General features: G+C 66.3%; 23 protein-coding genes. 10 read left to right on the top strand and 13 right to left on the bottom strand.

The features are described 5' to 3' along the window. Positions 1–2: 2 nt before the first annotated feature. Positions 3–1,586: an L-piperidine-6-carboxylate dehydrogenase gene (amaB, locus tag ABQF30_RS04015; protein ID WP_448461277.1), complete on the top strand. Its 1,584-nt coding sequence runs from the start codon at positions 3–5 to the stop codon at positions 1,584–1,586. Here amaB and ABQF30_RS04010 read toward each other — a convergent pair. Genes ABQF30_RS04010 through ABQF30_RS03965 form a run of 10 tightly spaced genes read right to left on the bottom strand, consistent with a single transcriptional unit; the run spans position 1,537 to position 10,691 of the window. Beyond that, positions 1,537–2,811, bottom strand: a complete 1,275-nt coding sequence (locus ABQF30_RS04010) for an amidohydrolase family protein (RefSeq protein ID WP_448461275.1) — start codon at positions 2,809–2,811, stop codon at positions 1,537–1,539. The two genes, amaB and ABQF30_RS04010, sit on opposite strands and share 50 nt — an antisense overlap. Continuing rightward, the gene (locus ABQF30_RS04005; RefSeq protein ID WP_448461274.1) at positions 2,804–3,880 is read right to left on the bottom strand and encodes an acetamidase/formamidase family protein; all 1,077 of its coding nucleotides are present in this window, start codon (positions 3,878–3,880) and stop codon (positions 2,804–2,806) included. Before ABQF30_RS04005 ends, ABQF30_RS04010 begins: the two co-directional genes overlap by 8 nt. After that, positions 3,880–4,275, bottom strand: coding sequence for an allophanate hydrolase-related protein (locus ABQF30_RS04000; protein ID WP_448461272.1), 396 nt, complete (start codon positions 4,273–4,275; stop codon positions 3,880–3,882). The genes ABQF30_RS04005 and ABQF30_RS04000 overlap by 1 nt, the downstream gene beginning before the upstream one ends. A gap of 22 nt (positions 4,276–4,297) precedes the next feature. Further along, positions 4,298–4,960: a GntR family transcriptional regulator gene (locus ABQF30_RS03995; protein WP_448461270.1), complete on the bottom strand. Its 663-nt coding sequence runs from the start codon at positions 4,958–4,960 to the stop codon at positions 4,298–4,300. After that, entirely contained in the window at positions 4,960–5,832 is an 873-nt protein-coding gene (locus tag ABQF30_RS03990; protein WP_448461268.1) for a hypothetical protein, read from the bottom strand. The genes ABQF30_RS03995 and ABQF30_RS03990 overlap by 1 nt, the downstream gene beginning before the upstream one ends. Next, positions 5,829–7,190: an allantoinase AllB gene (gene allB, locus ABQF30_RS03985; protein ID WP_448461266.1), complete on the bottom strand. Its 1,362-nt coding sequence runs from the start codon at positions 7,188–7,190 to the stop codon at positions 5,829–5,831. The genes ABQF30_RS03990 and allB overlap by 4 nt, the downstream gene beginning before the upstream one ends. Before the next feature lie 41 nt (positions 7,191–7,231). Further along, positions 7,232–8,284, bottom strand: a complete 1,053-nt coding sequence (locus ABQF30_RS03980; protein ID WP_448461265.1) for an ABC transporter substrate-binding protein — start codon at positions 8,282–8,284, stop codon at positions 7,232–7,234. 33 nt (positions 8,285–8,317) lie between these two features. Continuing rightward, the gene (locus ABQF30_RS03975; protein ID WP_448461263.1) at positions 8,318–9,127 is read right to left on the bottom strand and encodes an ABC transporter permease; all 810 of its coding nucleotides are present in this window, start codon (positions 9,125–9,127) and stop codon (positions 8,318–8,320) included. Next, the gene (locus ABQF30_RS03970; protein ID WP_448461262.1) at positions 9,124–9,882 is read right to left on the bottom strand and encodes an ABC transporter permease; all 759 of its coding nucleotides are present in this window, start codon (positions 9,880–9,882) and stop codon (positions 9,124–9,126) included. The genes ABQF30_RS03975 and ABQF30_RS03970 overlap by 4 nt, the downstream gene beginning before the upstream one ends. After that, on the bottom strand, positions 9,879–10,691 hold the full coding sequence (locus tag ABQF30_RS03965; protein ID WP_448461260.1) for an ABC transporter ATP-binding protein: 813 nt from the start codon (positions 10,689–10,691) through the stop codon (positions 9,879–9,881). Before ABQF30_RS03965 ends, ABQF30_RS03970 begins: the two co-directional genes overlap by 4 nt. Before the next feature lie 162 nt (positions 10,692–10,853). Here ABQF30_RS03965 and ABQF30_RS03960 point away from each other — a divergent pair, with 162 nt between their 5' ends. Both ABQF30_RS03960 and ABQF30_RS03955 read left to right on the top strand, forming a co-directional pair. Next, positions 10,854–11,654 carry an SDR family NAD(P)-dependent oxidoreductase gene (locus ABQF30_RS03960; protein WP_448461258.1) on the top strand — a complete coding sequence of 267 codons (801 nt, stop codon included), beginning with the start codon at positions 10,854–10,856 and terminating at the stop codon, positions 11,652–11,654. Between the two features lie 96 nt (positions 11,655–11,750). After that, positions 11,751–12,221 carry an MPT63 family protein gene (locus ABQF30_RS03955; protein WP_448461256.1) on the top strand — a complete coding sequence of 157 codons (471 nt, stop codon included), beginning with the start codon at positions 11,751–11,753 and terminating at the stop codon, positions 12,219–12,221. Here the strand turns inward: ABQF30_RS03955 and ABQF30_RS03950 are convergent. Further along, on the bottom strand, positions 12,184–13,647 hold the full coding sequence (locus ABQF30_RS03950; protein ID WP_448461254.1) for a lipase maturation factor family protein: 1,464 nt from the start codon (positions 13,645–13,647) through the stop codon (positions 12,184–12,186). The two genes, ABQF30_RS03955 and ABQF30_RS03950, sit on opposite strands and share 38 nt — an antisense overlap. A 90-nt stretch (positions 13,648–13,737) precedes the next feature. On the opposite strand from ABQF30_RS03950, the gene ABQF30_RS03945 reads away from it, so the two are divergent. Further along, entirely contained in the window at positions 13,738–13,914 is a 177-nt protein-coding gene (locus ABQF30_RS03945; protein ID WP_448461252.1) for a hypothetical protein, read from the top strand. Here ABQF30_RS03945 and ABQF30_RS03940 read toward each other — a convergent pair. Beyond that, the gene (locus tag ABQF30_RS03940) at positions 13,911–15,275 is read right to left on the bottom strand and encodes a cytochrome P450 (RefSeq protein WP_448461250.1); all 1,365 of its coding nucleotides are present in this window, start codon (positions 15,273–15,275) and stop codon (positions 13,911–13,913) included. The genes ABQF30_RS03945 and ABQF30_RS03940 overlap by 4 nt on opposite strands. A 61-nt stretch (positions 15,276–15,336) precedes the next feature. Between ABQF30_RS03940 and ABQF30_RS03935 the strand changes: the two genes are divergently transcribed. From ABQF30_RS03935 to ABQF30_RS03910, 6 genes are all read left to right on the top strand, one after another. Continuing rightward, positions 15,337–15,990, top strand: coding sequence for a TetR/AcrR family transcriptional regulator (locus tag ABQF30_RS03935; protein WP_448461248.1), 654 nt, complete (start codon positions 15,337–15,339; stop codon positions 15,988–15,990). Between the two features lie 47 nt (positions 15,991–16,037). After that, on the top strand, positions 16,038–20,579 hold the full coding sequence (locus tag ABQF30_RS03930; protein WP_448461246.1) for an ATP-dependent helicase: 4,542 nt from the start codon (positions 16,038–16,040) through the stop codon (positions 20,577–20,579). A gap of 33 nt (positions 20,580–20,612) precedes the next feature. Continuing rightward, a complete protein-coding gene (gene nei2, locus ABQF30_RS03925; protein ID WP_448461244.1) occupies positions 20,613–21,365 on the top strand; it encodes an endonuclease VIII Nei2 in 753 nt (250 codons plus the stop codon). 86 nt (positions 21,366–21,451) lie between these two features. Continuing rightward, complete coding sequence (locus ABQF30_RS03920; protein ID WP_448461242.1) at positions 21,452–22,840, top strand: HNH endonuclease signature motif containing protein; 1,389 nt, start codon at positions 21,452–21,454, stop codon at positions 22,838–22,840. A 9-nt stretch (positions 22,841–22,849) separates the two neighbouring features. Continuing rightward, entirely contained in the window at positions 22,850–23,362 is a 513-nt protein-coding gene (locus ABQF30_RS03915; RefSeq protein WP_448461240.1) for a GNAT family N-acetyltransferase, read from the top strand. Next, entirely contained in the window at positions 23,359–24,597 is a 1,239-nt protein-coding gene (locus ABQF30_RS03910; protein ID WP_448461238.1) for an MFS transporter, read from the top strand. The genes ABQF30_RS03915 and ABQF30_RS03910 overlap by 4 nt, the downstream gene beginning before the upstream one ends. Here ABQF30_RS03910 and ABQF30_RS03905 read toward each other — a convergent pair. Beyond that, a complete protein-coding gene (locus ABQF30_RS03905) occupies positions 24,590–25,750 on the bottom strand; it encodes a fatty acid desaturase family protein (protein ID WP_448461236.1) in 1,161 nt (386 codons plus the stop codon). The two genes, ABQF30_RS03910 and ABQF30_RS03905, sit on opposite strands and share 8 nt — an antisense overlap. Positions 25,751–25,762: the final 12 nt, after the last annotated feature.

Below are 25,762 nucleotides of genomic sequence, written 5' to 3'. Positions count from 1 at the left end.
AGATGACCACAACCGAACAGACCCAGCTACCTACCGTCGACGATCTGCGCGCGAAGGTGCGGCAAGCTTTCGACGCGATCGGCGCGAACGTCACCCTCGGCCCACCTGCCCAACACGGAGCCGCCCCGGCGGCGATATCCAGCGGCCGCATGCACGCCAGCACCCCGATCACCGGCGACGTGCTGTTCACCCTTGCCGAGGACACCCCTGAGCAGGCCGACGCCGCGATAAGTGAAGCCGCACAGGCGTTCTCTGTCTGGCGTACCACCCCCGCGCCCGTTCGGGGCGCGTTGGTCGCTCGCCTGGGTGAGCTGCTCGTCGAGCACAAAGCCGATCTGGCGACCCTCGTCACGGTCGAAGCCGGCAAGATCACCTCCGAGGCGCTCGGCGAGGTGCAGGAGATGATCGACATCTGCCAGTTCGCCGTCGGCCTGTCCCGGCAGTTGTACGGCCGCACCATCGCCTCCGAGCGGCCGGGTCACCGCCTGATGGAGACCTGGCACCCGTTGGGCGTCGTCGGCGTCATCACCGCATTCAACTTCCCGGTCGCCGTGTGGTCGTGGAACACCGCGGTCGCGCTGGTGTGCGGCGACACGGTGGTGTGGAAGCCCTCAGAGTTGACGCCGCTGACGGCGATCGCCTGCCAGGCGTTGATCGAACGGGCGGCGGCCGACGTCGGAGCACCCCGGGCGGTGGCCCGGCTCCTAAAGGGCGGCCGCGAGCTCGGCGAACGCCTGGTCGACGACCCGCGAGTAGCGCTGCTCAGCGCCACCGGATCGGTTCGGATGGGTCAGCAGGTGGGCCCGCGGGTGGCGGCCCGTTTCGGCAAAGCACTGCTCGAGCTGGGCGGCAACAACGCAGCCATCGTCACCCCGTCGGCCGATCTCGATCTGGCAGTGCGCGCCATCGTCTTTTCGGCCGCGGGAACCGCGGGTCAGCGCTGCACCACCCTGCGCAGGTTGATCGCCCACTCCTCGGTGGCCGACGAGTTGGTCCAGCGGATCGTGTCGGCGTACCAGAGCCTGCCCATTGGTGATCCGGGCGATGCGGGCACGCTCGTCGGGCCACTCATCCACGAACGCGCCTATCGCGACATGGTCGGTGCGCTCGATCAGGCGCGCGCTGATGGCGGGAAGGTGTTCGGCGGTGAACGCCGGATGTTCGACGGCGAGGCCGGTGATACCTCGTTTTACGTCGCCCCCGCCGTCGTCGTGATGCCCGCCCAGACGGCGGTGGTGCACACCGAGACTTTCGCGCCGATCCTCTATGTCCTCACCTACGACGATCTCGATGAGGCCGTCGCGCTGAACAATGCAGTGCCGCAGGGCCTTTCCTCGGCAATCTTCACCACCGACGTGCGGGAGGCCGAGCGGTTCATGGCGGCCGACGGCTCCGACTGCGGCATCGCCAACGTCAACATCGGCACCTCCGGCGCCGAGATCGGCGGGGCGTTCGGCGGTGAGAAGCACACCGGGGGTGGCCGCGAATCAGGCTCGGACGCGTGGAAGGCCTACATGCGTCGCGCCACCAACACCGTCAACTACTCGTCGGAACTGCCACTGGCCCAGGGCGTGCACTTCGGGTAACCGCGCAGGACCGACTGGTACGGCTGATGGACACCAGCCTTCCGCGGCGCAGCACGGTCCGGTCGTGTGGGGCGCTGGCCACCGCCTCCTCCAGGCTCGATGACCGGATGGCCAGGAGATCGGCGGACAGCCCGGCACACACCCCGGCAGCAGGCAGGCCCATGATGTTTCGCGCACCATCACTGACTGCGCGGTATGCCTCGCCGACCGACAGATGGCCCGCGGTCACCAGCAGCATCGCGGTTTCCAGCGCGTCACTGCGGCCGAGCGGGTTGTACGGGTCCCGGACATTGTCCGCGCCACCGGCGACCCGTACACCAGCATCCAGAAGCGCCCGGACAGCAGTCAGGCCGCGCGGTGTGGCGACGGGATCAGCCCAGCCTTGCAGGTAGAGGTTGGTGATCGGCAGACTCACGATCCCGATATCGCTGGCTTTCACCGCACGGATCACGCGGTCGAGTATGTCGGGCTGTACCAGGCCCAGGCTGACGCAGTGCCCCGCCGTCACCGGCATCGACTTGGGCCAGTCCCGCACCGAATGCGCGAGTTCTTCCAGTGTCAGCACCGTGGGATTGAGCTGTTCGTCGGTGTGCAGATCCACCCCGACGTTGCGGGCTCGCGCAATCGCCAACAGCCGCTGCAGGTTTCCGCTTGGATCAGGCGTCTGATGCGGATGTCCGCCGACGAACTCCGCGCCCAGGTCCAGCGCGGCGTGCACAGCGTCGTCGCCGGCGAAATACGGTGCCATGGCGACGATCTGGATGTCCATGACCTCGGCGAGTTCATCGCGCACCGCCACCAGCGCGCGGATTCCACGCAGCGGATCATCGCCCCGCAGCAGGTTGACGTGGGTACGAACTGAGGTGGTCCCGTTATCGAGCATCAGCAGTGCCGCCCGGCGGGCACGCTCGGCGATGCCCTCGACCGTCAAGGTCGGGGTGTGATTCTCCCAAGCGGCGATCGCTGCGCCGAGATCACCCATGGGAGGGCGGATCTCATCAAAGGAAAGCGCCTTGTCGAGGTGTGCGTGCGGCTCTGCCGGCGCAGTGAGCAGCAGATGCCCGCTGAGATCGAGCTCGTCGCCGACCGGCAACCGTCCCGCCGCGGGAACGACATCGTGCACCCGTCCGTCGACGAGGTGCACGTCGACCACCCGCCCGTCCGGCAACGTCGCGTTGTACAACGCCGGAACGGCTCGTCCGTGCGCGTTCGGTGACTCAGACATGGCCCTCCTGGCAGAAGTCGCTTTTGCGGATTGAGCAGTGCACGCCCTTGACGATGTCGACCACCTGGGTGACCGAAAAGTCCCCTGCGGCACTGAGGTACAGGTAGGCCTCGCTGGGCGTCATACCGGTGTGCGCAGCCAGGAAATCGACCGACAACTGGGCGCACTGCCGCATCGCCTCATCAAGGCTCTCGTTCATGCCGAGGATGATCCAGTGATCGTCGGTATCTACGAACGGCATCGGCGCACGAGCCGGGGTCAGGGTGTTCACCACGGTCAGGCGCGCGGTGACCCGTAGCGATCCTTCCAGTGCGGTCAGCGCGATCTCACCGTTGCCCTGCGCGAAGTGTGGGTCTCCGAGAAAGAACCCGGCACCGGGCACCTGCACCGGCAAGTAAAGAGAGGTGCCGACGACGATGTCGCGCACATCCATGTTGCCCCCGAACGGGCCCGGCGGGATTGTGCTCAGTGGTTCCGCACCGGCGGGAGTGACACCGCACAACCCCATGAACGGCCGGATGCCGATCGTCGCTCTGCCGCCGCCGAATTCGAACACCGCACGGGCCCCGGTGCCGTCGAGCCGGCAGAACTTGCTGAACACGGCGGGGATGCTGCCATCTGCTTCCCGTGGCAGCCGGTCGGGCAACGCACCGCGCTGATGCCGACTTGAGACGACTCCGTACGGGACGCGCGGTCGCAGATCGAGGAATTCGACGCGAAGCCAGTCACCCGGTTGCGCCCCGCGGACTCCGACGGGTCCGAGCACCACGTGTGGCGCCTTCGGCGGTACCGGCTTACGCAGGTCGGATGCCGCGAGATCGATGGCATCGGTCAGCACATCAGCGCGCTCGACGCCGTGCCTGCCGAAGTAGGCCACGGGGTCGCGGCCCTGATCCTCCATCAGCCCTTCCTGCGAGACCGTGTCGAACGTGATCGTCCGGCCGCTGTCCACGGTGAGCACCGGTGCCGTCTCGGGTGTGGGAAGCGTTCCCCAACTGATGGTTTCGGGGGTGCACCACAGATAGTGGTCCGCAGTTCCTGGGTCGATCCCGGCGTGGAGAATTCCCATCAGCGGGCGGGCACGCCGAGATGTTGGCGCCAGCCGCCGGGAACGGTGATCTCGCGGGCTTGGGATTCGTTGCTCGGCAACGATCGGCACACCATGCTCAGCGCCCCACGGCCGTCTTCGAGTTCGATCACCGACAGCTCCAGTTCGGCCGGTTCGCGCGGTAGCAGCTTCTCGCGCAGTTCGGCGTATGTGACTTCGTAGACCTCACCGGGTACCGACCAGCCGCCGGCCGGCACCCGCGCAAGCCCGGGAAACACGTCGTCGAAGGAGAAGAAGCGATAGGTGGGGGCGGTTCGTACCTGTCCGACGAACCGGGCAGAGGCCAGGGCGTCGTTGAGCGGGCCGCCGCTCATCGCCTGGCCGTTGACGAACATCAGGACAGTGTCGTGTGACATTACAGCTCCATCTGAAGGTAGGTCAGCTCAGCGTCGTGTTGCCATGACCCCGCAGTGCGTGCACACGCATTGCGGTGGCAGCGCGCTCGAGGTCACCGCTGGCGAGATCGTCAAGCAGGGTGCGGTGCTGGGAAATTGGTTCATGTCCGGGCTGCTGCACGTAATCGTCGGTTGGATACAGGAACGCCTGCCGCTCCAGGAATGACGAGGTGACCGGGCAGAACGCGGCGCGGTTGATGGCCATGTGGAACTCCAGATGCGCCATCGCGTACTGCGGGCTGCCGACCCCGTGTTCGCGCAATGCGGCCCCCAGAGGGGTCAGCATGTCATACAGCGAATCCCACTCCACCTCAGTGGTTTTGGAGGTGATCAGCTTGGCAGCAACCTGGTCGAACGCAACGCGAAGTTCGTGCAGCTCGGCGCGCGCCGCGGCGTCGACCTCCACCACGACGAGCTGCCCGCGCCGGACCCGCTCGACGAGACCTTCACTGGTCAACCGCTGCAACGCTTCTCGTATCGGTGTCCGGCTCACCCCGAGGTCCTCGGCGATCTCCTCCTCCGTGAGCCGGATACCGCCACCGTATTCACCCGTGGTGATCTGCTGGCGAAGATAGCGGTACACGCGCTCGCGCACGCTCACGGGCTCCCCGGTCTGCGTGGTGATGACACTGTCCAACAGGCTCATCACATGCTCGCTTTCGACAATGCGGCCCGGCAGGCGTTGGTCGCGCGCTGCATGAAGGTGCCTGACATCACGTTCATACCCGCTTGCAGCGCCGATGTCTGCAAGGCGCTCACCCGGTTGTTCAGGTCGAAGAACTGGTTGCCGGGCGAGGACAGCCGGCTGAATTCGAATACGAACGGCAATTCTTCAGAAGCATCGGTCTCACCCCATGTCGTGGTGTTGACGAGCAGCGAAGGCGACTCGGATCCGAGCAAGTCGGCGAGCCCAGCGGGGCTTGCATACTCGGCCCCGAATCGCTGCGCCCACACCGAGAGTGCCTCGGCGTTGCGTGCCGAACCGATCAGCCGGGCGGCAGGCCAGGCGCGACGGCAGGCCAACGCCACCGAGTTCGACGAACCACCCGAACCCAGCACCAGAATCGATTCCGGGACTCTGCCACCCATCAGCGTCTCCATGGCCGCCTGGGCCGCCCAGCTGTTGGTGTTGACACCGATCGTCCCCACGGGTTCACGGACGATGGTGTCAACGACCCCGGTCTGCGTGGCCGACGGGGTCAAAGTGGGCACCTGCGGGGTTACCGCCTGCTTCCACGGGCTCAGTACCAGCGCCAGCGTCCAATTCGAATCCTTCAGCAGTTCACCGGGATTCTCGAAGAATCGGGTGCCGGCCAGGTCGACACCCCGGGCGCGCAGGGCGTCGTGCAGAAGCCTGCCGTTCAACGCGTGGGCAGCGGTGGTACCGATGCCCGCGATCACCGCCGGGCCGGGTTCCGCCGATCCGACGGACACACTGCCGACCTCGTCGACACACTGTGCGACGGCCGCGCGCATGGTCGTCGCGCCGTCGTCGCCCAACAGAGTCAACGGGGTCATTTGGTGCTCCTTGCGGGCTTCACCTGGCGACCGGCGGGCTCGCCGACCACCTCGCCCTTCTCGTAGACCAGCCCGCCGCGGAGATAGGTGGCCACCACATTGCCGGTCAACTCCCACCCGTTGTACGGCGTGACGTTGTGTTTGGAATGGAGTGCGGTCTGATCGAGCACCACCTCGGCGCCGGGGTCGACGAGTACGAAGTCGGCATCGAAACCCGGTGCGATCTGGCCTTTGTCGGCCATCGACCACAGACGTGCCGGAGTGTAGGAACACAGTCGCACGATGTCTTCGATGGTCAGCCTGCCCTGCGCGGCGGCCGTCAGCATCAACGGAAGCATCGTCTCGACACCGATGAATCCGCCGTAGGCCTTCCACACGTCGGTCTCCGCCTGTTCGGCAACGGTGTGCGGGGCGTGATCGGTTGCCACCACGTCGACATCACCGCGATCGATGCCCGCCCACAGCGCGGCGACGTCGGTGGCCGGGCGGATCGGCGGATTGAGCTTGATCAGATTTCCGTAGGTGTCATAGGCGTTGTCGTCGAGGAAGAGATGCGACACGAGGGTTTCGATGCTGACCTTGTGGCCCTGTGCCCGCAGATCCATCACTCGCTGCAGCCCGGCGGCCGTGGAGAGGTGATGGATATGCAACTTGGTGTTGGCCTCGGTGGCCATGGTGATGATCCGGGTGATCGCCTCCACCTCGACGAACGCCGGCCTGCCTTCCAGGTGAGCCCGGGGATCGCGCCTCCCCTGTGCCTGGAGACGGTCGCCGAACATGCGCAGCAAGTGGTCATTCTCGGCGTGGACGCCGACCACGAGATCCACGTCGGCAGCTGCTTCCAGGCCACGGAAGATCGCGGCGTCGTTGGGGCAGCGGTTGTCACCCGTCGTCTGCCCCATGAAGAGTTTGAAGCCCATCGCGCCCAACTCGGCCATGCCGGCGATCTCGCGCGCGTTGTCGTGATCGAGCATGCCGTAGAGGCCGAAGTCGACGTACGCCTTGCTCTTCACCAAGTCCAGCTTCTGCCGGTAGCGCTCCGCAGTTGCCACGGGCGGCTTCGTGTTGGGCATGTCGACGACCGTCGTCACCCCGCCCGCTGCTGCGGCCGACGTGCCACTCGCGAAGTCCTCCTTCTCAGTCATTCCCGGTTCGCGAAGGTGTACGTGGACGTCCACCAAACCCGGGAGCACCAGCAGCCCAGATGCATCGACAGTCGGGACCCCGCCTACCGCGAGGTTGTCACCGACCGCGAGAACACGGCCTTCGGCGACGGCGACGTCCTGGCGGCGGCGACCATCGTGAGACACCACGATTCCGCCGGTCACGATGAGGTCCGGCGTGATCGGAGCGGTCATATCTCGACCTTTCTGTTGGTGGGGAAAGTCAGTGGGTGCTGCTAAGCAAGCGCCAGATCCGGGTTCTCTTCGTAGACCTCGCGAATCGGTCCGGGCTCGAACAGATCCTCGACGGACAGGTTCAGCCCACCAGCGGCGATGGCTTCGATGTTGGCGGCCGCGGTCTCGTCGGAGATCGCCACCAATTGTTGTGCGGCTTGGCCATTACGGATCAGCTCGTTACCGGCGAGGCAGCAGTCGTATGTCGCCTTCGGGTCCAGATGCAGGTCCTTGCCGTACTCGTTGACTGTGAGATCGGTTGCCATCTGCGGGTTGTCGAGGACCTCCCGCCAGCCGCGGATCTCCGCGTGCAGGAAAGCTTTGAGCTTGTCGCGGTTCTTGTCGATGTTCTCTTGTGTGGTGATGTAGGTCTGCCCGACGAGTGGGAAGCCGACATCTGCCAGCAGCATCGTGTTGATGTCGAAGCCCCGGTGCCGGAGGTCGACGACCTGGCTGTTGATGAATCCGAGGTAACCGTCGATCTCACCGACCGTCATGCCGATGGGATCACCCTGAACCGGGACCGTATTGATCCGGGACTCATCGAGTTTCAGCGCGGCGAGAAAGTTCCGCCAGACGGGCTCACTCGACGACGCACATCCGATCGTCTTGCCGTACAGGTCCTCCGGGGTGTTGACGGGCTTGTCCGCCATCGTCATGATGCAACCGGCGTAACGGCTGTAGACCGCGCCGACGATTTTGAGCGGCGCTCCCTTCGCCACGGCGGAACCGGTGATCGGCACCTGACTTACCCCGGCGAAGGTGCGGGACAACACATCGGATTCGATCGGTGGAGCCGTCGGTCCACCGGAGACCAGATCGGCGCCGCTGAACCCGGCGTCGATGTAGTAGCCCTTCTTGTCCGCGATGTAGCTGCCGGCGAACTGGGTGTTCTTGATCCACGCGAGCCGTTGGGAGGCCACGCCGAAGCCGTTGGCGGCTCCGCTGGATTCACCTGAGACACAGGCAGACAGGACGGCGGGCCCGGCAAGCGCGAGGCCTCCGACTGCAAGCCCCCGGGTGAGGAACTGTCGACGGTCGAGATGTTTGCTCATCAGATATGTCCGTTCGGGTGATAGGTGGCGTGCTCAGCGTGGAGCACTCATACGGGCGGCGACAGCGGCTTCGATGACGCTGACAATCTGGTAGACGACAATGCAGGTGACGGTCAGCACCACGACCGAGGACCACAACCGCGCGAACTCGAATTCGTTGGCGTCCCTGAGCATCTGACCGCCCAGCCCGTGGCCGGTAGCCAGCCACTCGGCGAGCAGTGCGCCGACCACCGAGGTCGTCACCGCCACGCGGGCCGCCGCGAACCAGGTCGGAATGGCATGCGGTAGCGCAACCTTCCAGAAGGCTGACAGCGTCGACCCGCCATACGCCACAATCATCTCGACATCGGTTCGTGGCGTGCTGCGAATCCCGTGCAGCATGGTGAGCAGCGCGGGCACCACGACGATCGCGGCTCCGATGACAGCCGTGCCGACCACTCCGCGGTCGAAGATCAGTACGAGAATCGGCGCGATGGTGACCATGGGGATCGCATGCAGTGCGGTGACGGACGGCAGAAACATCTTCTCCACCGTGCTGGAGAAATAGAACAGCAGTGAAACGCCGGCCGCCACGGCCAGTCCGGCGACGAATCCATACGAAGCGTCGAGGAGGGTGCGGGCCAGATTAGACGCGATACCCGCCCGGTGGGCCGCGGCATCCGCGTCCGCGAAGAGGTAGTTCCACACGTCAACCGGCGATTTCGCGACATATGAGCTGACATCGACCAGGCCGATGAACAGCGTCCACACCACGAGAATGGCCAGCACCGCTCCGAGGGAGGTCAGCAGGGTGCGTACCGCGCTGCGGGCCGCCGGGGCGGGTGCTTGGAAAATCGTTGTCATGCTTTGCCTCCGGCTACTCCGGCCGCCCACGGCGTGGCGATCTTCTCGATCGCGTTGACCACCACGAAGGCGAGGCCCGCGATCAGACTCGACACCAGGGTGATGCCCCACGTCCGGACGACATCACTGGAGGACTGCGCGACCACCAGCGCCGCACCCAGGCCACGCTCCTGGCCCATGAACTCACCGATGATCGCACCCAGAATCGCCCCGGGCACAGCGACTTTCAGTGCCGTCAGGACGTTGGGGAGCGCCGATAGCAGTTCGACCTTGCGTAGCACCAGGTACTGGCCACCGCCATAGGCGCGCACCAGATCCTTACTGAGTGAATCCGCATGGCGCAGACCGTTGATCGTGCCCACCAGCGTGGTGAAGAAGACCGAGACGGCCGCCATGATCGCCGAGGTCACCATGCCGTCGAAACAGGCCGCCAGGATGGGCGCGATCGCGATCAACGGGATGCACGCCGAGGCGATCCCGGCCTGCAGCACCAGCTTCTCCAGTGCGGGCACGGTGGTGACAAGGGCAGCGCAGGCGATGGCAGCGAGATTGCCCCAGAAATAGCCAATCGACGCCGACGCCAAGGTGACCGGTATGTGGATTCCGTAGAAATCCGGGCCGTCCGACACCACGCCCGCCAAGATCTCCGTTGGTGCCGCAATGCCGGGCCCGAGGATCCCGGTCATGCCGATGACCTGCCATACGACAAGCACGAGCAGGGAACCGGCGAGGCCACTGAATCGGTTGTATGTCATCGCCGCCCGCTGTCCACGGGCACCCGCACCTCGGCCTCGTCGATGCCGAACAGAATGGACGACAGCAGATCGACGTACTCGTGAAACTCGCTGGTGCGCATCATCTCCGGCAATCGCGGCCTGGGCAGGTCTATCTGTACCGACTTCACCACCCGGCCGGGCCGGGGGCTCATGACCACGACGGTGTCCGACAGGAACACCGCCTCAGCGATGCCGTGCGTCACCATGAGGGTCGTCGCGGGCCGCTCGGTCCAGATCCGGAGCAGTTCGATGTTCAGCGCCTGGCGGGTCATGTCGTCCAGGGCGCCGAACGGCTCGTCGAGAAGCAGGACCCGAGGCTTCACCACCAGAGCACGGGCGATGGACACCCGTTGGCGCATGCCGCCGGATAGTTGGGCGGGGCGTGCCGCCTCGAACCCGGTCAGGCCGACAAGGTCGATGAGTTCCTGAACGAACTCGTCGGAAACTTTCTGTTTCGACACCTCGAGCGGCAGTCGGATGTTCGACCGAACGGATCGCCACGGCAACAGCGCCGAGTCCTGAAATGCGATGCCGAGATGATGATGCCTGCGCATGTCGTGCGGAGTTTCGCCGTGGACCAGCGCGGTACCCGCGTTCTGAACTTCCAGCCCGGCCAGGATCCGCAGGACTGTGCTCTTGCCGCATCCGGACGGTCCCAGAAGCGTTACGAACTCCCCCTGTTCAGACTGGATGTCGACGCCATCGAGGGCGGTGACTTCCGACCGGCCCACCTTGAACCGCTTGGTCAACCCACCTATGTGAATTCCAGGTGCCGTCGGGGGGATCATGTGTTCTCCTCTGATCGGAAGCCATCGCGTTCTGGATCCAAGCTTGGATCCATAAGCTAGAGACGGTTTGTTTCCGCCTGATGAACCCCGGACACGGGCAAGTAACAAGTCCCTCACCACCCCAGCTGGGATCTCGGTGGACAAGGACGGTAAGCAAGAGGCATGGACATCAACGGCAAAGCCGCCGTGATCACGGGTGGCGGTTCGGGAATCGGTCGTGCGCTGGCCGAGGCGTTCGCCGCAGCCGGCGCCCGGGTGGTCGTCGGCGACGTGAACGAGGCAGCTGCCGCCGACACCGCCGCGCAGATCTCCTCGGCCGGCGGTACCGCACTGGCGGTGCGGGCCGACGCGACCGACCCCACTGACATTGCGGCGCTTACCCGAACCGAACTGGGACCTGTAGACATCTACGTCGCCAACGCCGGGATCATCGGAACGAGTGGGCTCGGCACGGAAGAAGACTGGGACCGCATCCTCGACGTGAACTTGCGCGCCCATATCCGTGCAGCAGAAGTGCTTGTGCCCCAGTGGCGTTCACGTGGAAGCGGGTATTTCGTCTCGGTGGCTTCGGCGGCGGGCCTGCTGTCACAGATCGGTGCGGCCGGTTACGCCGTCACCAAACATGCTGCGGTCGGATTCGCCGAGTGGCTGGCGATCACCTATGGCGACGAGGGCATCGGCGTGAGCTGCGTATGCCCGCTGGGCGTGGACACCCCGATGCTCCAGGCGATTCGCGGCGCCGACGAACTCGATGCACAGATCGGCGCCGAATCGATTGTGCGGTCCGGCACTGTCATCGGTGCAGACGAGGTCGCTGAGGCCACGGTGGAAGCGGTTCGCGCGGAAAGATTTCTGGTGCTGCCACACCCGCAGGTGCTCGACATGTACCGGCACAAGGGAGCCGATTACGACCGCTGGATCGCCGGCATGCGCCGCTACCAGCGGTCGCTGCGGGAAGGTTAGTTCTTCCGGGATTACGGGTAGGGCACCAAGAGGGGCGACAAACCGAAGGTGACCGCCCGTGCAGGGCGGCTGCCGCCGACCGAATAGGAGATTCCTATGAAGACGACCAAGACGGCGGCGATGACCTCTGCAGTGCTGGCGACTTCAGCAGCAGCGTTGTTGACCGCATCACCCGCTTCGGCGTATACGACTGTCCGCAGCTTCGGCATGCAGCAGGATCTTCCGGACGCCACCGGTATGTCCGTGACGGGTTGGACGGTGAGCGATCTGCGGCCGAGTGATGACCAGATTCCGCATCCCGTCGCCGGACAACTCTGGGAGGCGACGACGACGGCCACGGCCGTCCAGGGCACTGTGACTCCGGTGATCACGGACTTCAATGCCCGTGCTGAGAGCGGACAGAATTACCGTGCGCTTTTCACCGTGCCGACTACTCAAGGGGTGAATCCCACGCCGTTGACCCAGGGCAACGCGACCACCGGCGGCGTGTACTTCGATGTCGTCGGACCGGCGCCCGACAGCGTCGTATTCAGCAACGGTGTTGAGGATCTTCTGATCTGGACGTGACGCCACGCAGGGCCATCGGGGGCAGATAGTCGCCCAGCAGGGTCCGTTTCCACCACACGTGTTCACGGCGGAGTTCCTGCCAGGTGCTGAATCGGTAGCGGTACAGGCGTGCCCGCAGATAGCGCGGCGGATCATCCGGGAATGGATTGTGGCGCAACAACTTGAGTGTGGTCCTGTCCCCGTCCAAGAGCCGCTCGACGAAGGTGCGCAACCACTGCTGCGCGTAAGCCGGTGAGATCGCGGCGAACCACATCAGCCAGTCCAGGCGCAGATGGTATGGGGCGAACTGGCGTGGCCGGCGGCGGACGTCGCCCGGTTTACCTTTGAACTCGTACTCTTTCCACTCTGTGTGATCGGTCAACTCGTCATCGCTGGTGCCCTCGATCACCACCTCGTCGCGGGTGCGCCCGACCGAGCCGAACGCGCCGTACGAGCCGACCAGGTGATAACTGTTGTACGACATGTTCATTCGCTGCCGCTTCGACACCAGGTTGCGCAGTGGCCAGAAGCTCATGCACACCACCATCGCGGTGAACGCGATGACCGCGGCCAGGAACCACAACGGTGGTTCGGAGAAGGCGGGCGCGGCCGGGACCGGCAGGATCGTGGCCAGTGCGGAATCCGAGATCGCGCTGAACGCCACGATGATCGTGATCCAGTTCAGCCAGGCGAAGTTGCCGGACGCGACCAGCCACAGCTGCGTCACGATCACGATCCCGCCGGCGATACTCGCCACCGGCTGTGGCGCGAAGAGTGCGAACGGAACGATCAGCTGCGCAAAGTGGTTGCCGGCCACCTCAACTCGATGCAGCGGCTTGGGCAGGTGGTGGAAGAACCAGCTCAGCGGACCAGGCATCGGCTGCGTCTCGTGGTGGTAATACAGGCACGTCAGATCACGCCAGCAGCGGTCGCCCCGCAGCTTGATCATCCCGGCTCCGAACTCGACCCGGAACAGCAGCCAGCGCGCGAGCCACAACACCAGAACCGGTGGGGCGACTCGATCGTTACCGAGAAAGATGGCCAGAAACCCTGCCTCCAGCAGCAGCGACTCCCACCCGAACGAGTACCACGCCTGACCCACGTTGACGATGGACAGGTACAGCACCCAGATCAGCAGCCATGCCAGCATCGCCGTCCACAACGGCACCAGATCCCCGACCCCGGCAACCAGTGCGGCCGAGACCGCGATGCCGAGCCAGCAGACGGCGGCGAAGAAGCGGTCCGAGTAGTGGAAGTGGAAGATGCTGGGCGCGCTTCGGAACGAGTTGCGCGCCAGGAATCGGGGTATCGGCAGCAACCCGCGCTCGCCCAGGAGCGCGCGAAACTGGCGGGCGGCGGCGACGAACGCGATCAGGTAGATCGCCGCGGTCCCCCGCTGCAACACCTGCCTGGCCAACCAGTATTCGGGTGCCGTGAACCACTCCATGTGCGGACCTCGTCTAACACCGGTCTAACGATCTGAAGGTACCCGTGATCTCGATGTTTCATTCCAAACCTGCCGGGGTACGCCCGCACCATGTCTGGGCCCGGGGAAGATCGCAGTGACGACAAGTCCGAATCCGACGTCGAGGACGACGAGCACGTGGCTGCGTCCCGGGCCGGCGGGCGCTATGTCGGGCGCACCACCTCAGACGACGCAATCGACGCCGGTGAAACCGGTGCCGAGGCCCGCAGCGAGGACGAGGACACCTAGCGCCGTCGAATGCCGAGCCGGAAACCGAACGGCATCATCGTCAGCCGCTCTTGGATCTGCAGTTCATAATCCGGGTCGGCGATCAGATCGTAGCGGCGGATCAATACTGCGAGCAGCAGCACCGCCTCGTGCAATGCGAACTGCCTTCCGATACATGATCTTTCACCGGTGCCGAAGGGTTTGTACAGGCCGCCGGGGCGAGCCTTGACTTGCTCGGGCGCGAAGCGGTCCGGGTCGAATCGCTCAGGATCGGGGCCCCAGCGTGGATCGCGGTGCAGCGTCGCTGTCAGCGCCAGCGCCCAGTCCCCCTTGCGCATTGGATGGACTCCGGCGAGCACGGTGTCTTCGCGGGCGGCGCGGTAGTACCCCGGTACCGTCGGCTGCAGTCGCAGCGACTCGTCGAGAACCCGCCGCACATAACGCAGTTTGGCGATCTTCTCGAATCCCGGCCGTTCGTCGTCCCCCCAGACCTGCTCCACCTCTGCGCGGGCGCGGGCGAGCACATCCGGCTGGCGCGACAGGTAGTACAACGCGAACGACAGTGCACCCGAGGTGGTTTCGTGCCCGGCGACCAGGAAGTTGATCAGCTGGTAACGAATGTTGGCGGCATCGAGTCCCGACGCCAGCATGATCTCCAGCAGGTCGTCGCGCTCGCCCGGGCGTTCGGCTCGGCGCCTCGCGACGATGTCGTCGGCGAGCTGATGCAGGTACGCGGCGTCGCGGCGAACCCGACGCTCGTAGCGCCGGGCGACGAATGCAGGCAGGAAGGTTTCGCGCAACACCCCGACCCGGTCGGCGCCTTTCAGCGCGGACACCATGTGTTCGACGAAGGGATGCGTCGCGTCAGTCTCGAAGCAGCCGAACGAGTATCCGGCCGCGCAGCGCCCGATGGTCTCCAGGGTCACCCGGGTGGTGTCCGCCGATACGTCGACCGCGCTTCTGGTGTCCCAGCGGTCGGTCAGCTCGGCTGCGACGTCGAACATCACCGCGTGGTAACGACGCATGGCGGTCTGGCTGAACGCCGGCATCAGCAGCCGGTGTGCCTTGAGCCAGTTCGGTTCGTCGTTGTAGGCGGTGAACAGGCCGTCGCCGCCGATGATCCGCAACGCCTCGATGTCGGGGCCGACGTGCTTGCAGAACCGCGTCTCGTCGTTGAGGTCGACGACGGCGTCTGCGCCGGCCGCGACGACGTATCGCGCGCCGAGGAACCGGAATTCGAAGACCGGCCCGAGTCGGGCGAGGTCCACGGCGGACTGGGTAGGCGAATCGGCGTCGAAGCCGAACAGGTCGCCCAGGAACGGGATTCGCCGCGGTGGATGGGGCAGCTTCGGATAGGGATGCCGTTGGTCCAGGACGGTCATGTTCCCAGACTCCATCGTTATTACACATGTGTCAAGTAAGGCCCCGGGTTAAGCTGACGCCGTGGGCGCCGAGTCGAGACGACGACTCTCCCCCGCCGACAGACGTAACGAGCTGTTGGCGTTGGGGGCCGAGGTGTTCGGCCAACGGCCTTACGACGAGGTCCGCATCGACGAGATCGCCGAGCGCGCCGGGGTGTCCCGAGCCCTCATGTACCACTACTTCCCGGACAAGCGCGCCTTCTTCGCCGCCGTGGTGCGCGCAGAGGGTGAGCGGCTGTTCGACGCCACCAACCCCCCGTCCGAGCCCGGGCAAAGCCTGTTCGACCAACTGCGCGCCGGGGTGCTCGCCTACCTGCGGTACGACGAGGAACACCCGCACGGCGCCTGGGCGGCGTACATGGGGATGGGCCGCGCCGACCCGGTGTTGCGCGGCATCGATGACGTCGACAACGACCGGCAGGCCAACCGGATCATGAGCCGGATCGCCGACGCGGCGGCCGAGCCGCTGGATCCCAAGCTGGAACGCGACCTGCGGGCCACCATCTACGGTTGGCTGGCGTTGACGTTCGAATTGTGCCGCCAGCGCGTGATGGACCCGTCGATCGACGCCGGCTTCGTCGCCGACACCTGCGCACACGCGCTGCTCGACGCCGTCGGCCGGGTGCCGGGCCTGCCGCCCGAACTGCTCTGCGCGGCCTCCGCCGAATGCCGCTGACCAGCTAATTCACCTGACTTGTCGGTGGCTCGCGGCACTATGGGTGGATGGCTCCACCCGATCCGCTGGCCCGGTTCAGCTCGCTGACCCGCGAGTGGTTCACTGCTGCGTTCCCGGCGCCGACGGCCGCGCAGGCGCAGGCCTGGACGGCCATCGCCGAGCGGGACAACACCCTGGTCATCGCGCCCACCGGCTCGGGCAAGACGCTGGCGGCGTTCCTGTGGGCCATTGATGAGCTGGCTCGGCTACCCGCAGAACCGCGATCGGGCACGCGGGTGCTCTACGTGTCCCCGCTCAAGGCCCTGGCCGTCGACGTCGAACGCAACCTGCGCACGCCATTGACGGGGATCACCCGGGTCGCCGAGCGCCATGGGCTGCCCGCACCGTCGATCAGCGTCGGCGTGCGCTCCGGCGACACTCCGCCCAACCAGCGCCGCGCCATGATCTCCAAGCCGCCGGACATTCTGATCACCACTCCGGAGTCGCTGTTCTTGATGTTGACGTCGGCGGCCCGCGAAACGCTGACGTCGGTGCAGACGGTGATCGTCGACGAGGTACATGCCGTGGCTGCCACCAAACGTGGTGCGCACCTGGCACTTTCGTTGGAGCGCCTGGATCAGCTGCTCGACAAGCCGGCACAGCGGATCGGCCTGTCGGCCACCGTCCGGCCGCCGGAGGAGGTGGCACGGTTCCTGTCCGGGCTGGCCCCGACGACGATCGTCGCCCCGGCGGCCACCAAGACCTTCGACCTGTCGGTGCAGGTCCCGGTACCGGACATGGCCAATCTCGACAGCAACACCATCTGGCCCGACGTCGAGGAACGCATCGTCGACCTTGTCGAGGCGCACCAGTCCTCGATCGTCTTCACCAACTCGCGCCGCCTTGCCGAGCGATTGACCTCCCGGCTCAACGAGATTCACGCGGAACGCGCCGGTGTCGAACTGCCGTCCACCCGTAATCCCCAGGTCAGCGGTGGCGCCCCGGCCCACATCATGGGCAGCGGGCAGGCCAACGGAGCTTTGCCGCTGTTGGCCCGCGCGCATCACGGGTCGGTCAGCAAAGAACAGCGCGCACAGGTCGAGGACGACCTCAAGAGCGGTCGCCTGCGCGCCGTTGTCGCCACCTCAAGCCTGGAACTCGGTATCGACATGGGCGCAGTCGACCTGGTGATTCAGGTCGAGGCGCCGCCGTCGGTGGCCAGCGGTCTGCAGCGCATCGGCCGGGCCGGACATCAGGTCGGCGAGATCTCCCAGGGGGTGTTGTTCCCGAAACACCGCACGGACCTGATCAGCTGTGCGGTGACGGTGCAACGCATGCGCTCCGGCGATATCGAGACCATGCGGGTGCCGGCAAACCCGCTCGACGTGCTCGCCCAGCACACAGTGGCGGCGGCCGCGCTGGAGCCGGTCAACGCCGACGGCTGGTTCGAGGCGGTCCGGCGCAGTGCCCCATTCGCGACCCTGCCCCGCAGTGCGTTCGAGGCGACGCTGGACCTGCTGTCCGGGAAATACCCGTCCACCGAGTTCGCCGAGCTGCGGCCCCGGCTGGTGTACGACCGCGACACCGGCACGCTCACCGCCCGCCCGGGCGCTCAGCGCCTGGCAGTCACCTCAGGCGGTGCGATTCCCGACCGCGGGCTGTTCACCGTTTACCTCGCGACAGATTCCGAAAAGCCCTCGCGGGTGGGCGAGCTCGATGAGGAGATGGTCTACGAATCCCGGCCCGGCGATGTGATCTCACTGGGCGCGACCAGTTGGCGTATCACCGAGATCACCCATGACAGGGTGCTGGTGGTGCCGGCCCCGGGGCAACCAGCCCGGCTGCCGTTCTGGCGTGGCGACAGTGTGGGCCGTCCGGCCGAATTGGGCGCAGCGGTCGGCGCATTCACCGGCGAGCTCGCCGGCCTGGACCGCGCGGTGTTCGATGAACGCTGTGAGGCAATGGGTTTCGCCGGTTATGCGACCGACAACCTGCACCAGCTGTTGCGCGAGCAGCGGGAGGCCACCGGCGTGGTCCCCAGCGACACCACCTTCGTGGTCGAACGGTTCCGCGACGAGCTGGGCGATTGGCGGGTGATCCTGCATTCACCGTACGGACTTCGGGTGCACGGGCCGTTGGCACTTGCCGTCGGGCGGCGGCTGCGGGAACGCTACGGCATCGACGAGAAACCCACCGCCTCCGACGACGGCATCATCGTGCGCCTACCCGACACCGGTGAGAATCCGCCAGGCGCAGACCTGTTCGTGTTCGACGCCGACGAGATCGAACCTGTGGTGACCGCCGAGGTGGGTGGGTCGGCGTTGTTCGCTTCCCGGTTCCGCGAGTGCGCCGCCCGGGCTCTGCTGTTGCCGCGTCGGCAACCCGGTAAACGATCCCCGCTGTGGCACCAACGGCAGCGAGCCGCCCAGTTGCTCGACATCGCCCGCAAGTACCCGGACTTCCCGATCGTGCTGGAGGCGGTGCGCGAATGCCTGCAGGACGTCTATGACGTGCCGGCCCTCACCGAGCTGATGCGCAAAGTCGCACAGCGCCGGCTGCGCTTGGTGGAGGTGGAGACCGCGACGCCGTCACCGTTCGCGGCCTCGCTGCTCTTCGGATACGTCGGCGCGTTCATGTACGAGGGCGACAGCCCGCTTGCCGAGCGGCGTGCCGCGGCGCTGGCCCTCGACACGGTCCTACTGTCCGAACTGCTGGGCCGCATCGAGCTGCGCGAACTGCTCGACCCGGCCGTCGTGGCGTCGACCGCGGCGCAGCTGCAGCACCTCACCCCCGAACGCGCCGCCCGGGATGCCGAAGGGGTGGCCGACCTGTTGCGGATGCTCGGCCCGCTCACCGAAGCCGAGATCGCGCAGCGATCCACCGCCGACAACGTGGGCGGCTGGCTCGACGGACTGCACGCCGCCAAACGGACTCTGCCGGTCACGTTCGGCGGGCAGACCTGGTGGGCGGCGGTCGAAGACATCGGCCTGCTGCGCGATGGGGTCGGAGCGCCGGTTCCGATGGGGGTTCCGGCCGCGTTCACCGAATCCACCGCCGATCCGCTCGGCGATCTCCTCGGCCGCTACGCCCGTACCCGCGGGCCGTTCAGCACCGAGGAGGCCGCCGCCCGGTTCGGCCTCGGGCTGCGGGTGACCTCGGACCTCCTTGGCCGCATGGCGATCGACGGGCGGCTGGTGCGCGGCGAGTTCACCGGAGCCGCCCCGGCGGCGACATTGGGTCGGGCGGCCTGCGAAGAGTGGTGTGACTCCGAGGTGCTCAGGATCCTGCGGCGCCGGTCGCTGGCCGCGCTGCGTGCACAGGTCGAACCTGTCAGCACCGCTGCCTACGGCCGCTTCCTGCCGGCGTGGCAGCACATCGGATCCCGACACAACACTGGAATCGATGGGCTCGCGGCGGTGATCGAACAGCTGGCCGGGGTACCGATACCTGCCTCAGCCGTCGAGTCACTGGTGTTTCCGCAACGGGTCGGCGACTACCAGCCGGCCATGCTCGACGAACTCCTCGCCTCCGGTGAGGTCACCTGGTCGGGTGCCGGGCAGATCGGAGCCGGCCCAACAGGATCCGACGGCTGGATCGCCTTCCACCTCGCCGACTCCGCACCTTTGACCTTGGCAGCACCCACCGAGATCGAGTTCACCGACACCCACCGCGCCATCATGGAAACCCTCGGACATGGCGGAGCCTATTTCTTCCGTCAGCTCACCGATGGTGCGGCCGGCGATGAACTGAAACGGGCGCTGTGGGAACTTATCTGGGCGGGCTGGGTCACCGGTGACACGTTCGCACCGGTGCGTGCCGTGGTGTCAGGGCCCCGACGCTCCGGGACGCCCGCGCACCGCCAGCGGCAGCGGCCGCCGCGGTTGAGCCGCTACAGCGTCGCGCACCCACAGGCCCGCGCAGCCGATCCTTCGGTGTCGGGCCGGTGGTCCGCACTGCCTGCAGCGGAACCTGATTCGACCGTGCGTGCCCATTTCCAGGCCGAGGTGCTGTTGGGTCGCCACGGCGTGCTCACCAAGGGCGCGGTCGGCGCCGAAGGTGTGCCCGGCGGATTCGCCACGTTGTACAAGGTTTTGAGCGCATTCGAGGATGCTGGCCGGTGCCAGCGCGGCTACTTCGTGGAATCGCTGGGCGGGGCCCAGTTCGCCGTCGCCTCGACCGTCGACCGCTTGCGGTCCTATCTCGACGGCGTCGACCCGGAGCGTCCCGAATACCACGCGGTCGTGCTGGCCGCGACCGACCCGGCGAACCCGTACGGGGCCGCGCTGCCCTGGCCCACCAGCGACGAAACCCACCGGCCGGGCCGCAAAGCCGGCGCCCTGGTGGCGTTGGTCGACGGGCAGTTGGTGTGGTTCCTCGAGCGCGGTGGCCGGTCCCTGCTCAGTTTCGGATGTGATGTCGCGGCGCAACGGGCTGCCGCCTCCGCGCTGGCCGACCTGGTGAGCGCCGGGCGGATCCCGGCGCTGTTGGTCGAACGCGTGAACGGGGTCGCGGTGCTCGATCCGGACATCGACGCCGAACGTGCGACCGTTCAGGACGCGTTGACCGGCGCCGGGTTTGCCCGCACGCCACGGGGTCTTCGGTTGCGGTAGCGAGAGAATTCGCCCGAACTGGTTCAATAGGGAATGCCCGAAGGCGACACCGTCTTTCACACTGCCACGGCACTGCGCGATGCGCTGGTGGGAAAGGCGTTGACCCGCTGCGACATCAGGGTGCCCCGCTACGCGACCGTCGACCTGACCGGACAGGTGGTCGACGAGGTGCTCAGCCGCGGCAAGCATCTGTTCATCAGAGTGGGCCCTGCGAGTATCCACTCCCATCTCAAGATGGAGGGCAGCTGGCGCATCGGGTGGTCCGGTGGTGCGGCCCACCGGATCCGGATCGTGCTGGAGACCGCCGACAGCCGGGCCACCGGGATCGACCTCGGCGTCCTGGAGGTCCTGGACCGCGACACCGATATGGAGGCCGTCGCGCATCTGGGCCCCGATCTGCTGGGTCCCGATTGGGAGCCACGCACCGCCGCGGCCAACCTCGCTGCCGATCCGTCGCGACCATTGGCGGAGGCACTGCTCGATCAGCGGGTGATGGCCGGCGTCGGCAACGTCTACTGCAACGAGCTGTGCTTTGTCTTCGGCCGCCGCCCCACCTCCCCCGTCAGCACCCTGAGCGACCCGCTGCGGGTCGTGCAACGAGCCCGGGACATGCTGTGGCTCAACCGCTCCCGCTGGAATCGCACCACCACCGGCGACACCCGGCACGGCCGCCAGTTGTGGGTGTACGGCCGGGCGGGTGAGCCATGCCGCCGCTGTGGAACGCTGATCGAGACAGACCACAGCGGCGACCGGGTGACGTACTGGTGCCCGGTCTGTCAAGCCTGAATTACCCTGTGCAGCAATATCTGTGGATGGAATCCAGCTTGTGGATAACTCGTCCGCGGACCAACGATCAGCGGTAGGATTCGAACATGCTTTCGAACACCGTCTCCGATCGGGAGACGGTGCTGGCCGTCTACGACGAGTACGACGCGGTGTGCGAAAAGATGGCCGCCCTGCACTACGGCGCGATGAGCCTGCCTGAATTGCTCGACCTGCAGTCGCGGCGCGAACACCTCCTCCGGCGAGCCCCGGCTGTTGATCACCGCTTGCTGGCTGAGATCCAAACACGGGCCACTCCAGACGAGATCGGCGCGAAAAGCTGGGCCGATGTGCTCGCCATCCGGCTACGGATCAGCAACAAAGAAGCCAAACGCCGCATCACCGAAGCCGCCAACCTGGGCCCACGCACCACCATGACCGGCCAGTCCATGGCACCGGTGTTGCCGGCCACCGCCGCCGTCCAAGCCGAAGGCTGCATCAACACCGAGCATGTCGCGATCATCGGCAAGTTTTTCGCCAAACCACCCGTGCCCCTGGATGCCGCCACCCACGCCCAGATCGATGCCGACCTGGCCCGCATCGCCGCCGGCAACAGTCCAGAAATCCTGAAAGAGTGCGCCGAGCGCATCGCGTTCCTACTCAACCAGGATGGTGACGAACCCGACGACGAACAACGCGAACACCACGGCGAGTTCACCATCGGGCCCCAAGACGCCGACGGCATGAGCGAAATCCACGGCCGGCTCACCCCCGAAGCCCGCGCCACCCTCGAGCCGATCCTGTCCCGCTACGGCGCCCTGGGCATGTGCAATCCCGCCGACGAAACCCCCTGCACCACCGGCACGCCCAGCGCCGACGCCATCGCAGCCGACTCCCGCACGCCCGCCCAACGCAACCACGACGCCCTCGTCGCGATCGGCCGAAACGTGCTGGCCTCCGGGGAACTCGGCCAGCACAACGGACTACCGGTATCCATCGTGGTATCCACCACCCTGCGAGAACTGGAAACCAGGACCGGCACCGGGCTGACGACCAGCGGCACCCAACTCCCCATCGGCGATGTCATCCGGATGGCCGCCCACGCCCACCACTACCTCGCGGTCTACGAGAATCATCGCCAAGTGCCGCTGTACCTGGGTCGCAGCAAGCGCATCGCCACCCCCGCCCAGCGCCTGGTCCTACATAATCGCGACCGCGGTTGCACCCGGCCGGGCTGCACCTGCCCCACTGACCGCAGCCAGGTCCACCACGCCCGCCAAGACTTCAGCCAGGGCGGGCGCACCGACATCACCGACCTCGCCCTGGCCTGCCCCAAAAGCAACCGCCTCGTCCACACCAAGGGCTGGAGCACCCGCATCCGCAACGACGGACGCGTCGAATGGCTCCCACCCCCACTCCTGGACACCGGCCAAGACCGCGTCAACCACTACTGGCACCCCGAAGACCTCTTCCACCCACCCGAAGACGACGATCCCTAAGGTGAATCCATGAGCAACGCGGCCACCGTACGCCCGACCACACCGGGCGACCTTGACGCGATCGCCGCCATCTACGGCCATCACGTCGAGACCGGGGTAGCCACGTTCGAGCTGACCCCGCCCGGCCGCGCAGAGTGGGAGGGGCGGCTCGCAACGGCCCGGGAGCGTGAGTTGCCGTTCGTCACAGCAACACTCGACGGGACCATCGTCGGCTACGCCTACTGCGCGCCGTGGAAAACCCGGCCGGCCTACCGCCACACCGTCGAGGAGTCCATCTACCTGACGCCGCAGGCAACCGGCCGAGGCATCGGAGCGCGGCTGCTGGAGGCGCTGCTAGAAGGCTGCGCCGCGGCGGGAGTCCGCGAGGTCATCGCCGTCATCGTCGATGCGGACGCGGACGCCTCGTTGGCGCTGCATCGCAAGCACGGTTTCACAGAAGCCGGGCGGCTGCTATCGGTCGGTTTCAAGCACGGCCGGTGGCTCGACACAGTGTTGCTGCAACGGAGCCTGCAGGACGGATGAGCAGACGACGACCCTTCTACGGCTGGCTCATGGTCAGCGGGTTGGGCGTCACCGAGTTGGTCTCGTGGGGCGTGCTGATCTACGCCTTCGGCGTCATTCTGGTGCCGATGCGCGACGAGCTGGGCTGGTCGATGGCCACCCTCAACGCCGCGTATGCGACCGGCGTGGTGGTGTCTGGTTTGTTGGCGATACCCGTCGGACGAGTGCTGCAGGCACACGGGGCCCGCGGCGTGATGACGGTCGGCACAGTGGCCACCGTGATCATGCTGCTGTGGTGGTCCGCGGTTGATTCGGTGCCGGCATTTTTCGCGGTGTTCGCCATCGGCGGTCTGGCGATGGCCACCACGCTGTACGAGCCAGTGTTCGCCGTGACCGCCGCTTGGTTCGACCGGTATCGACCACAGGCCGTGTTGGTGCTGACGGTGTTCGGCGGGCTGGCCAGCGTGGTGTTCGTGCCACTCACCGCCGCCTTGGTGCAATGGGTCGGATGGCGTGACGCCCTGCTCGTCCTCGCCGTGATCGCCACGCTGGTCGGGTTACCCGTACACGCTTTTATGGTGCGACGCCACCCGGCCGATCTGGGACTGCACCCCGACGGTGCGGCCGCACCACCCGTCGCCTCGAAACTCGAATCGTCCAGCACGCGTAGCGTTTTGCGCCGTGCCTCGTTTCGCTGGCTCACGCTGTGTCTGGTGCTGAGCACGGCGGCGAAGTTCGCGGTGAGCGTGGTGCTGGTCGCCTATCTGACGGAGCGCGGCTACCCGTTGTCGACGGCTGCACTCGCGGCCGGCGGGGTGGGGCTGTTCCAGGTCGGTGGGCGCTTGCTGGTGACGGCGCTGCGCGGCAGGCTGCCCGAACACCTCACCATCGGCACCATCTTCGTCGGCCAGGGCGTCGCCATCGGCATCCCGTTGTTCACCAACGGAACCGGAGCCACAGCGACGGTGAGCATCGTGGTGTTCGTGGTGTTGTTCGGTCTCGGCTTCGGCTTGGAGGCGCTGCTGCGCGGCACGCTCGTCGCGACGTACTACGGGCCCGCGAACTATCCGAGCATCAACGGCGTGCTCGGCGCGTTCGTGGTCGGAGCCCGCGCCGCCGGACCCGCGTTGGCCGGGGTCGCGGTGACCGTGTTCGACGGCTATGGGCCAGTGTTCGCCACCGCTGCACTGTTGTGCTGCGCCAGCGCGGTGGCCCTCGGTGTCGCACACCGCAGCCACCGCGCCGAGGTCAGTTGATCAGGGCCAGTTCGCGTTCCGGCTCCGACGCGGGCTCCGGTTCTGAAACCGGTGCCTGATCAGCAGGCTTGGGATCTTCCGGCTTGGCATCCTTGCTGCCGCCGCCCCACGGGAACGCCAGCCGCACGATCTTGCGCACCACGGTGCCGAACTGCTTGTAGAGCGGGCCGCTGTTGTAGGGCAGGCCGTAGCGCTCGCAGATTTCCTTGACCTCGACGGAGATCTCGGCGTGCCGATGAGCCGGGATGTCGGGGAACAGATGATGCTCAATCTGGAAGGACAGATTGCCGCTCAAGATGTGGAACAGCTTGCCGCCGGTGAGGTTTGCCGATCCGAGCAGCTGCCGGAAGTACCACTGGCCACGGGACTCGTTCTGGGTCTCCTCGATGGAGAACTCCTGGGTGCCCTCCGGAAAGTGGCCGCAGAAGATGATCATGTACGACCACACATTGCGGGCCAGGTTGGCGGTGAGGTTGCCGGTGAACACGAAGGGTGCGAACGGCCCGGCGAGCAGCGGGAAGGCGACGTAATCCTTGAGCGTCTGCTTCTTGGTCTTGTTCCAGATGCCTTTCAGCACTTCGCGTTTGTCGGCAATGCTGATCTCGCCCGCGCGGATCCGCTCGGTCTCCATCTCATGCAGCGCCACGCCGTACTGGAACAACACCATCAGCAGGAACGCATACACCGGATTACCGAGGTAGTACGGGCTCCACTTCTGGTCCTCGCTCATCCGGAGGATGCCGTAGCCGATGTCGCGATCCATGTCCACGATGTTGGTGTAGGTGTGGTGCATGTAGTTGTGTGAATGTCGCCATTGATCAGCCGGGCAGGCGTTGTCCCACTCGAATGCCTTGCTGGAGATGGCCGGATCGCCCATCCAGTCGTACTGGCCGTGCATGACGTTGTGGCCGATCTCCATGTTGTCGAGGATCTTCGAAACCGCCAGCATGGCGGTTCCGGGAACCCAGGTCAGCGGAAACCACATCAGGGCCCGGCCGCCGACCTCCAGCGTGCGCTGAGCCTTGATGATCTTGCGGATGTAGTCGGCGTCGCGTTCGCCGAGGTCGGCGACGACGCGTTCGCGGATGGCGTCGAGTTCGGCGCCGAATGCGTCGGCTTGTGCGGGGGTCAGGGTGATTCGATCTTGGGACATGACAGGTCCTTT

The organism is Mycolicibacterium sp. XJ870, assembly GCF_053483975.1.
The sequence above is the reverse complement of the archived record's forward strand: the minus strand, read 5'-3'. Positions and strand labels throughout refer to the sequence as shown.

Excerpts from the sequence above, each read along its gene's own strand:
- amaB (WP_448461277.1), top strand. The coding sequence starts at position 3 with ATGACCACAACCGAACAGACCCAGCTACCTACCGTCGACGATCTGCGC.
- ABQF30_RS04010 (WP_448461275.1), bottom strand. The coding sequence starts at position 2,811 with ATGTCTGAGTCACCGAACGCGCACGGACGAGCCGTTCCGGCGTTGTAC.
- ABQF30_RS04005 (WP_448461274.1), bottom strand. The coding sequence starts at position 3,880 with ATGGGAATTCTCCACGCCGGGATCGACCCAGGAACTGCGGACCACTAT.
- ABQF30_RS04000 (WP_448461272.1), bottom strand. The coding sequence starts at position 4,275 with ATGTCACACGACACTGTCCTGATGTTCGTCAACGGCCAGGCGATGAGC.
- ABQF30_RS03995 (WP_448461270.1), bottom strand. The coding sequence starts at position 4,960 with ATGAGCCTGTTGGACAGTGTCATCACCACGCAGACCGGGGAGCCCGTG.
- ABQF30_RS03990 (WP_448461268.1), bottom strand. The coding sequence starts at position 5,832 with ATGACCCCGTTGACTCTGTTGGGCGACGACGGCGCGACGACCATGCGC.
- allB (WP_448461266.1), bottom strand. The coding sequence starts at position 7,190 with ATGACCGCTCCGATCACGCCGGACCTCATCGTGACCGGCGGAATCGTG.
- ABQF30_RS03980 (WP_448461265.1), bottom strand. The coding sequence starts at position 8,284 with ATGAGCAAACATCTCGACCGTCGACAGTTCCTCACCCGGGGGCTTGCA.
- ABQF30_RS03975 (WP_448461263.1), bottom strand. The coding sequence starts at position 9,127 with ATGACAACGATTTTCCAAGCACCCGCCCCGGCGGCCCGCAGCGCGGTA.
- ABQF30_RS03970 (WP_448461262.1), bottom strand. The coding sequence starts at position 9,882 with ATGACATACAACCGATTCAGTGGCCTCGCCGGTTCCCTGCTCGTGCTT.
- ABQF30_RS03965 (WP_448461260.1), bottom strand. The coding sequence starts at position 10,691 with ATGATCCCCCCGACGGCACCTGGAATTCACATAGGTGGGTTGACCAAG.
- ABQF30_RS03960 (WP_448461258.1), top strand. The coding sequence starts at position 10,854 with ATGGACATCAACGGCAAAGCCGCCGTGATCACGGGTGGCGGTTCGGGA.
- ABQF30_RS03955 (WP_448461256.1), top strand. The coding sequence starts at position 11,751 with ATGAAGACGACCAAGACGGCGGCGATGACCTCTGCAGTGCTGGCGACT.
- ABQF30_RS03950 (WP_448461254.1), bottom strand. The coding sequence starts at position 13,647 with ATGGAGTGGTTCACGGCACCCGAATACTGGTTGGCCAGGCAGGTGTTG.
- ABQF30_RS03945 (WP_448461252.1), top strand. The coding sequence starts at position 13,738 with ATGTCTGGGCCCGGGGAAGATCGCAGTGACGACAAGTCCGAATCCGAC.
- ABQF30_RS03940 (WP_448461250.1), bottom strand. The coding sequence starts at position 15,275 with ATGACCGTCCTGGACCAACGGCATCCCTATCCGAAGCTGCCCCATCCA.
- ABQF30_RS03930 (WP_448461246.1), top strand. The coding sequence starts at position 16,038 with ATGGCTCCACCCGATCCGCTGGCCCGGTTCAGCTCGCTGACCCGCGAG.
- nei2 (WP_448461244.1), top strand. The coding sequence starts at position 20,613 with ATGCCCGAAGGCGACACCGTCTTTCACACTGCCACGGCACTGCGCGAT.
- ABQF30_RS03920 (WP_448461242.1), top strand. The coding sequence starts at position 21,452 with ATGCTTTCGAACACCGTCTCCGATCGGGAGACGGTGCTGGCCGTCTAC.
- ABQF30_RS03915 (WP_448461240.1), top strand. The coding sequence starts at position 22,850 with ATGAGCAACGCGGCCACCGTACGCCCGACCACACCGGGCGACCTTGAC.
- ABQF30_RS03910 (WP_448461238.1), top strand. The coding sequence starts at position 23,359 with ATGAGCAGACGACGACCCTTCTACGGCTGGCTCATGGTCAGCGGGTTG.
- ABQF30_RS03905 (WP_448461236.1), bottom strand. The coding sequence starts at position 25,750 with ATGTCCCAAGATCGAATCACCCTGACCCCCGCACAAGCCGACGCATTC.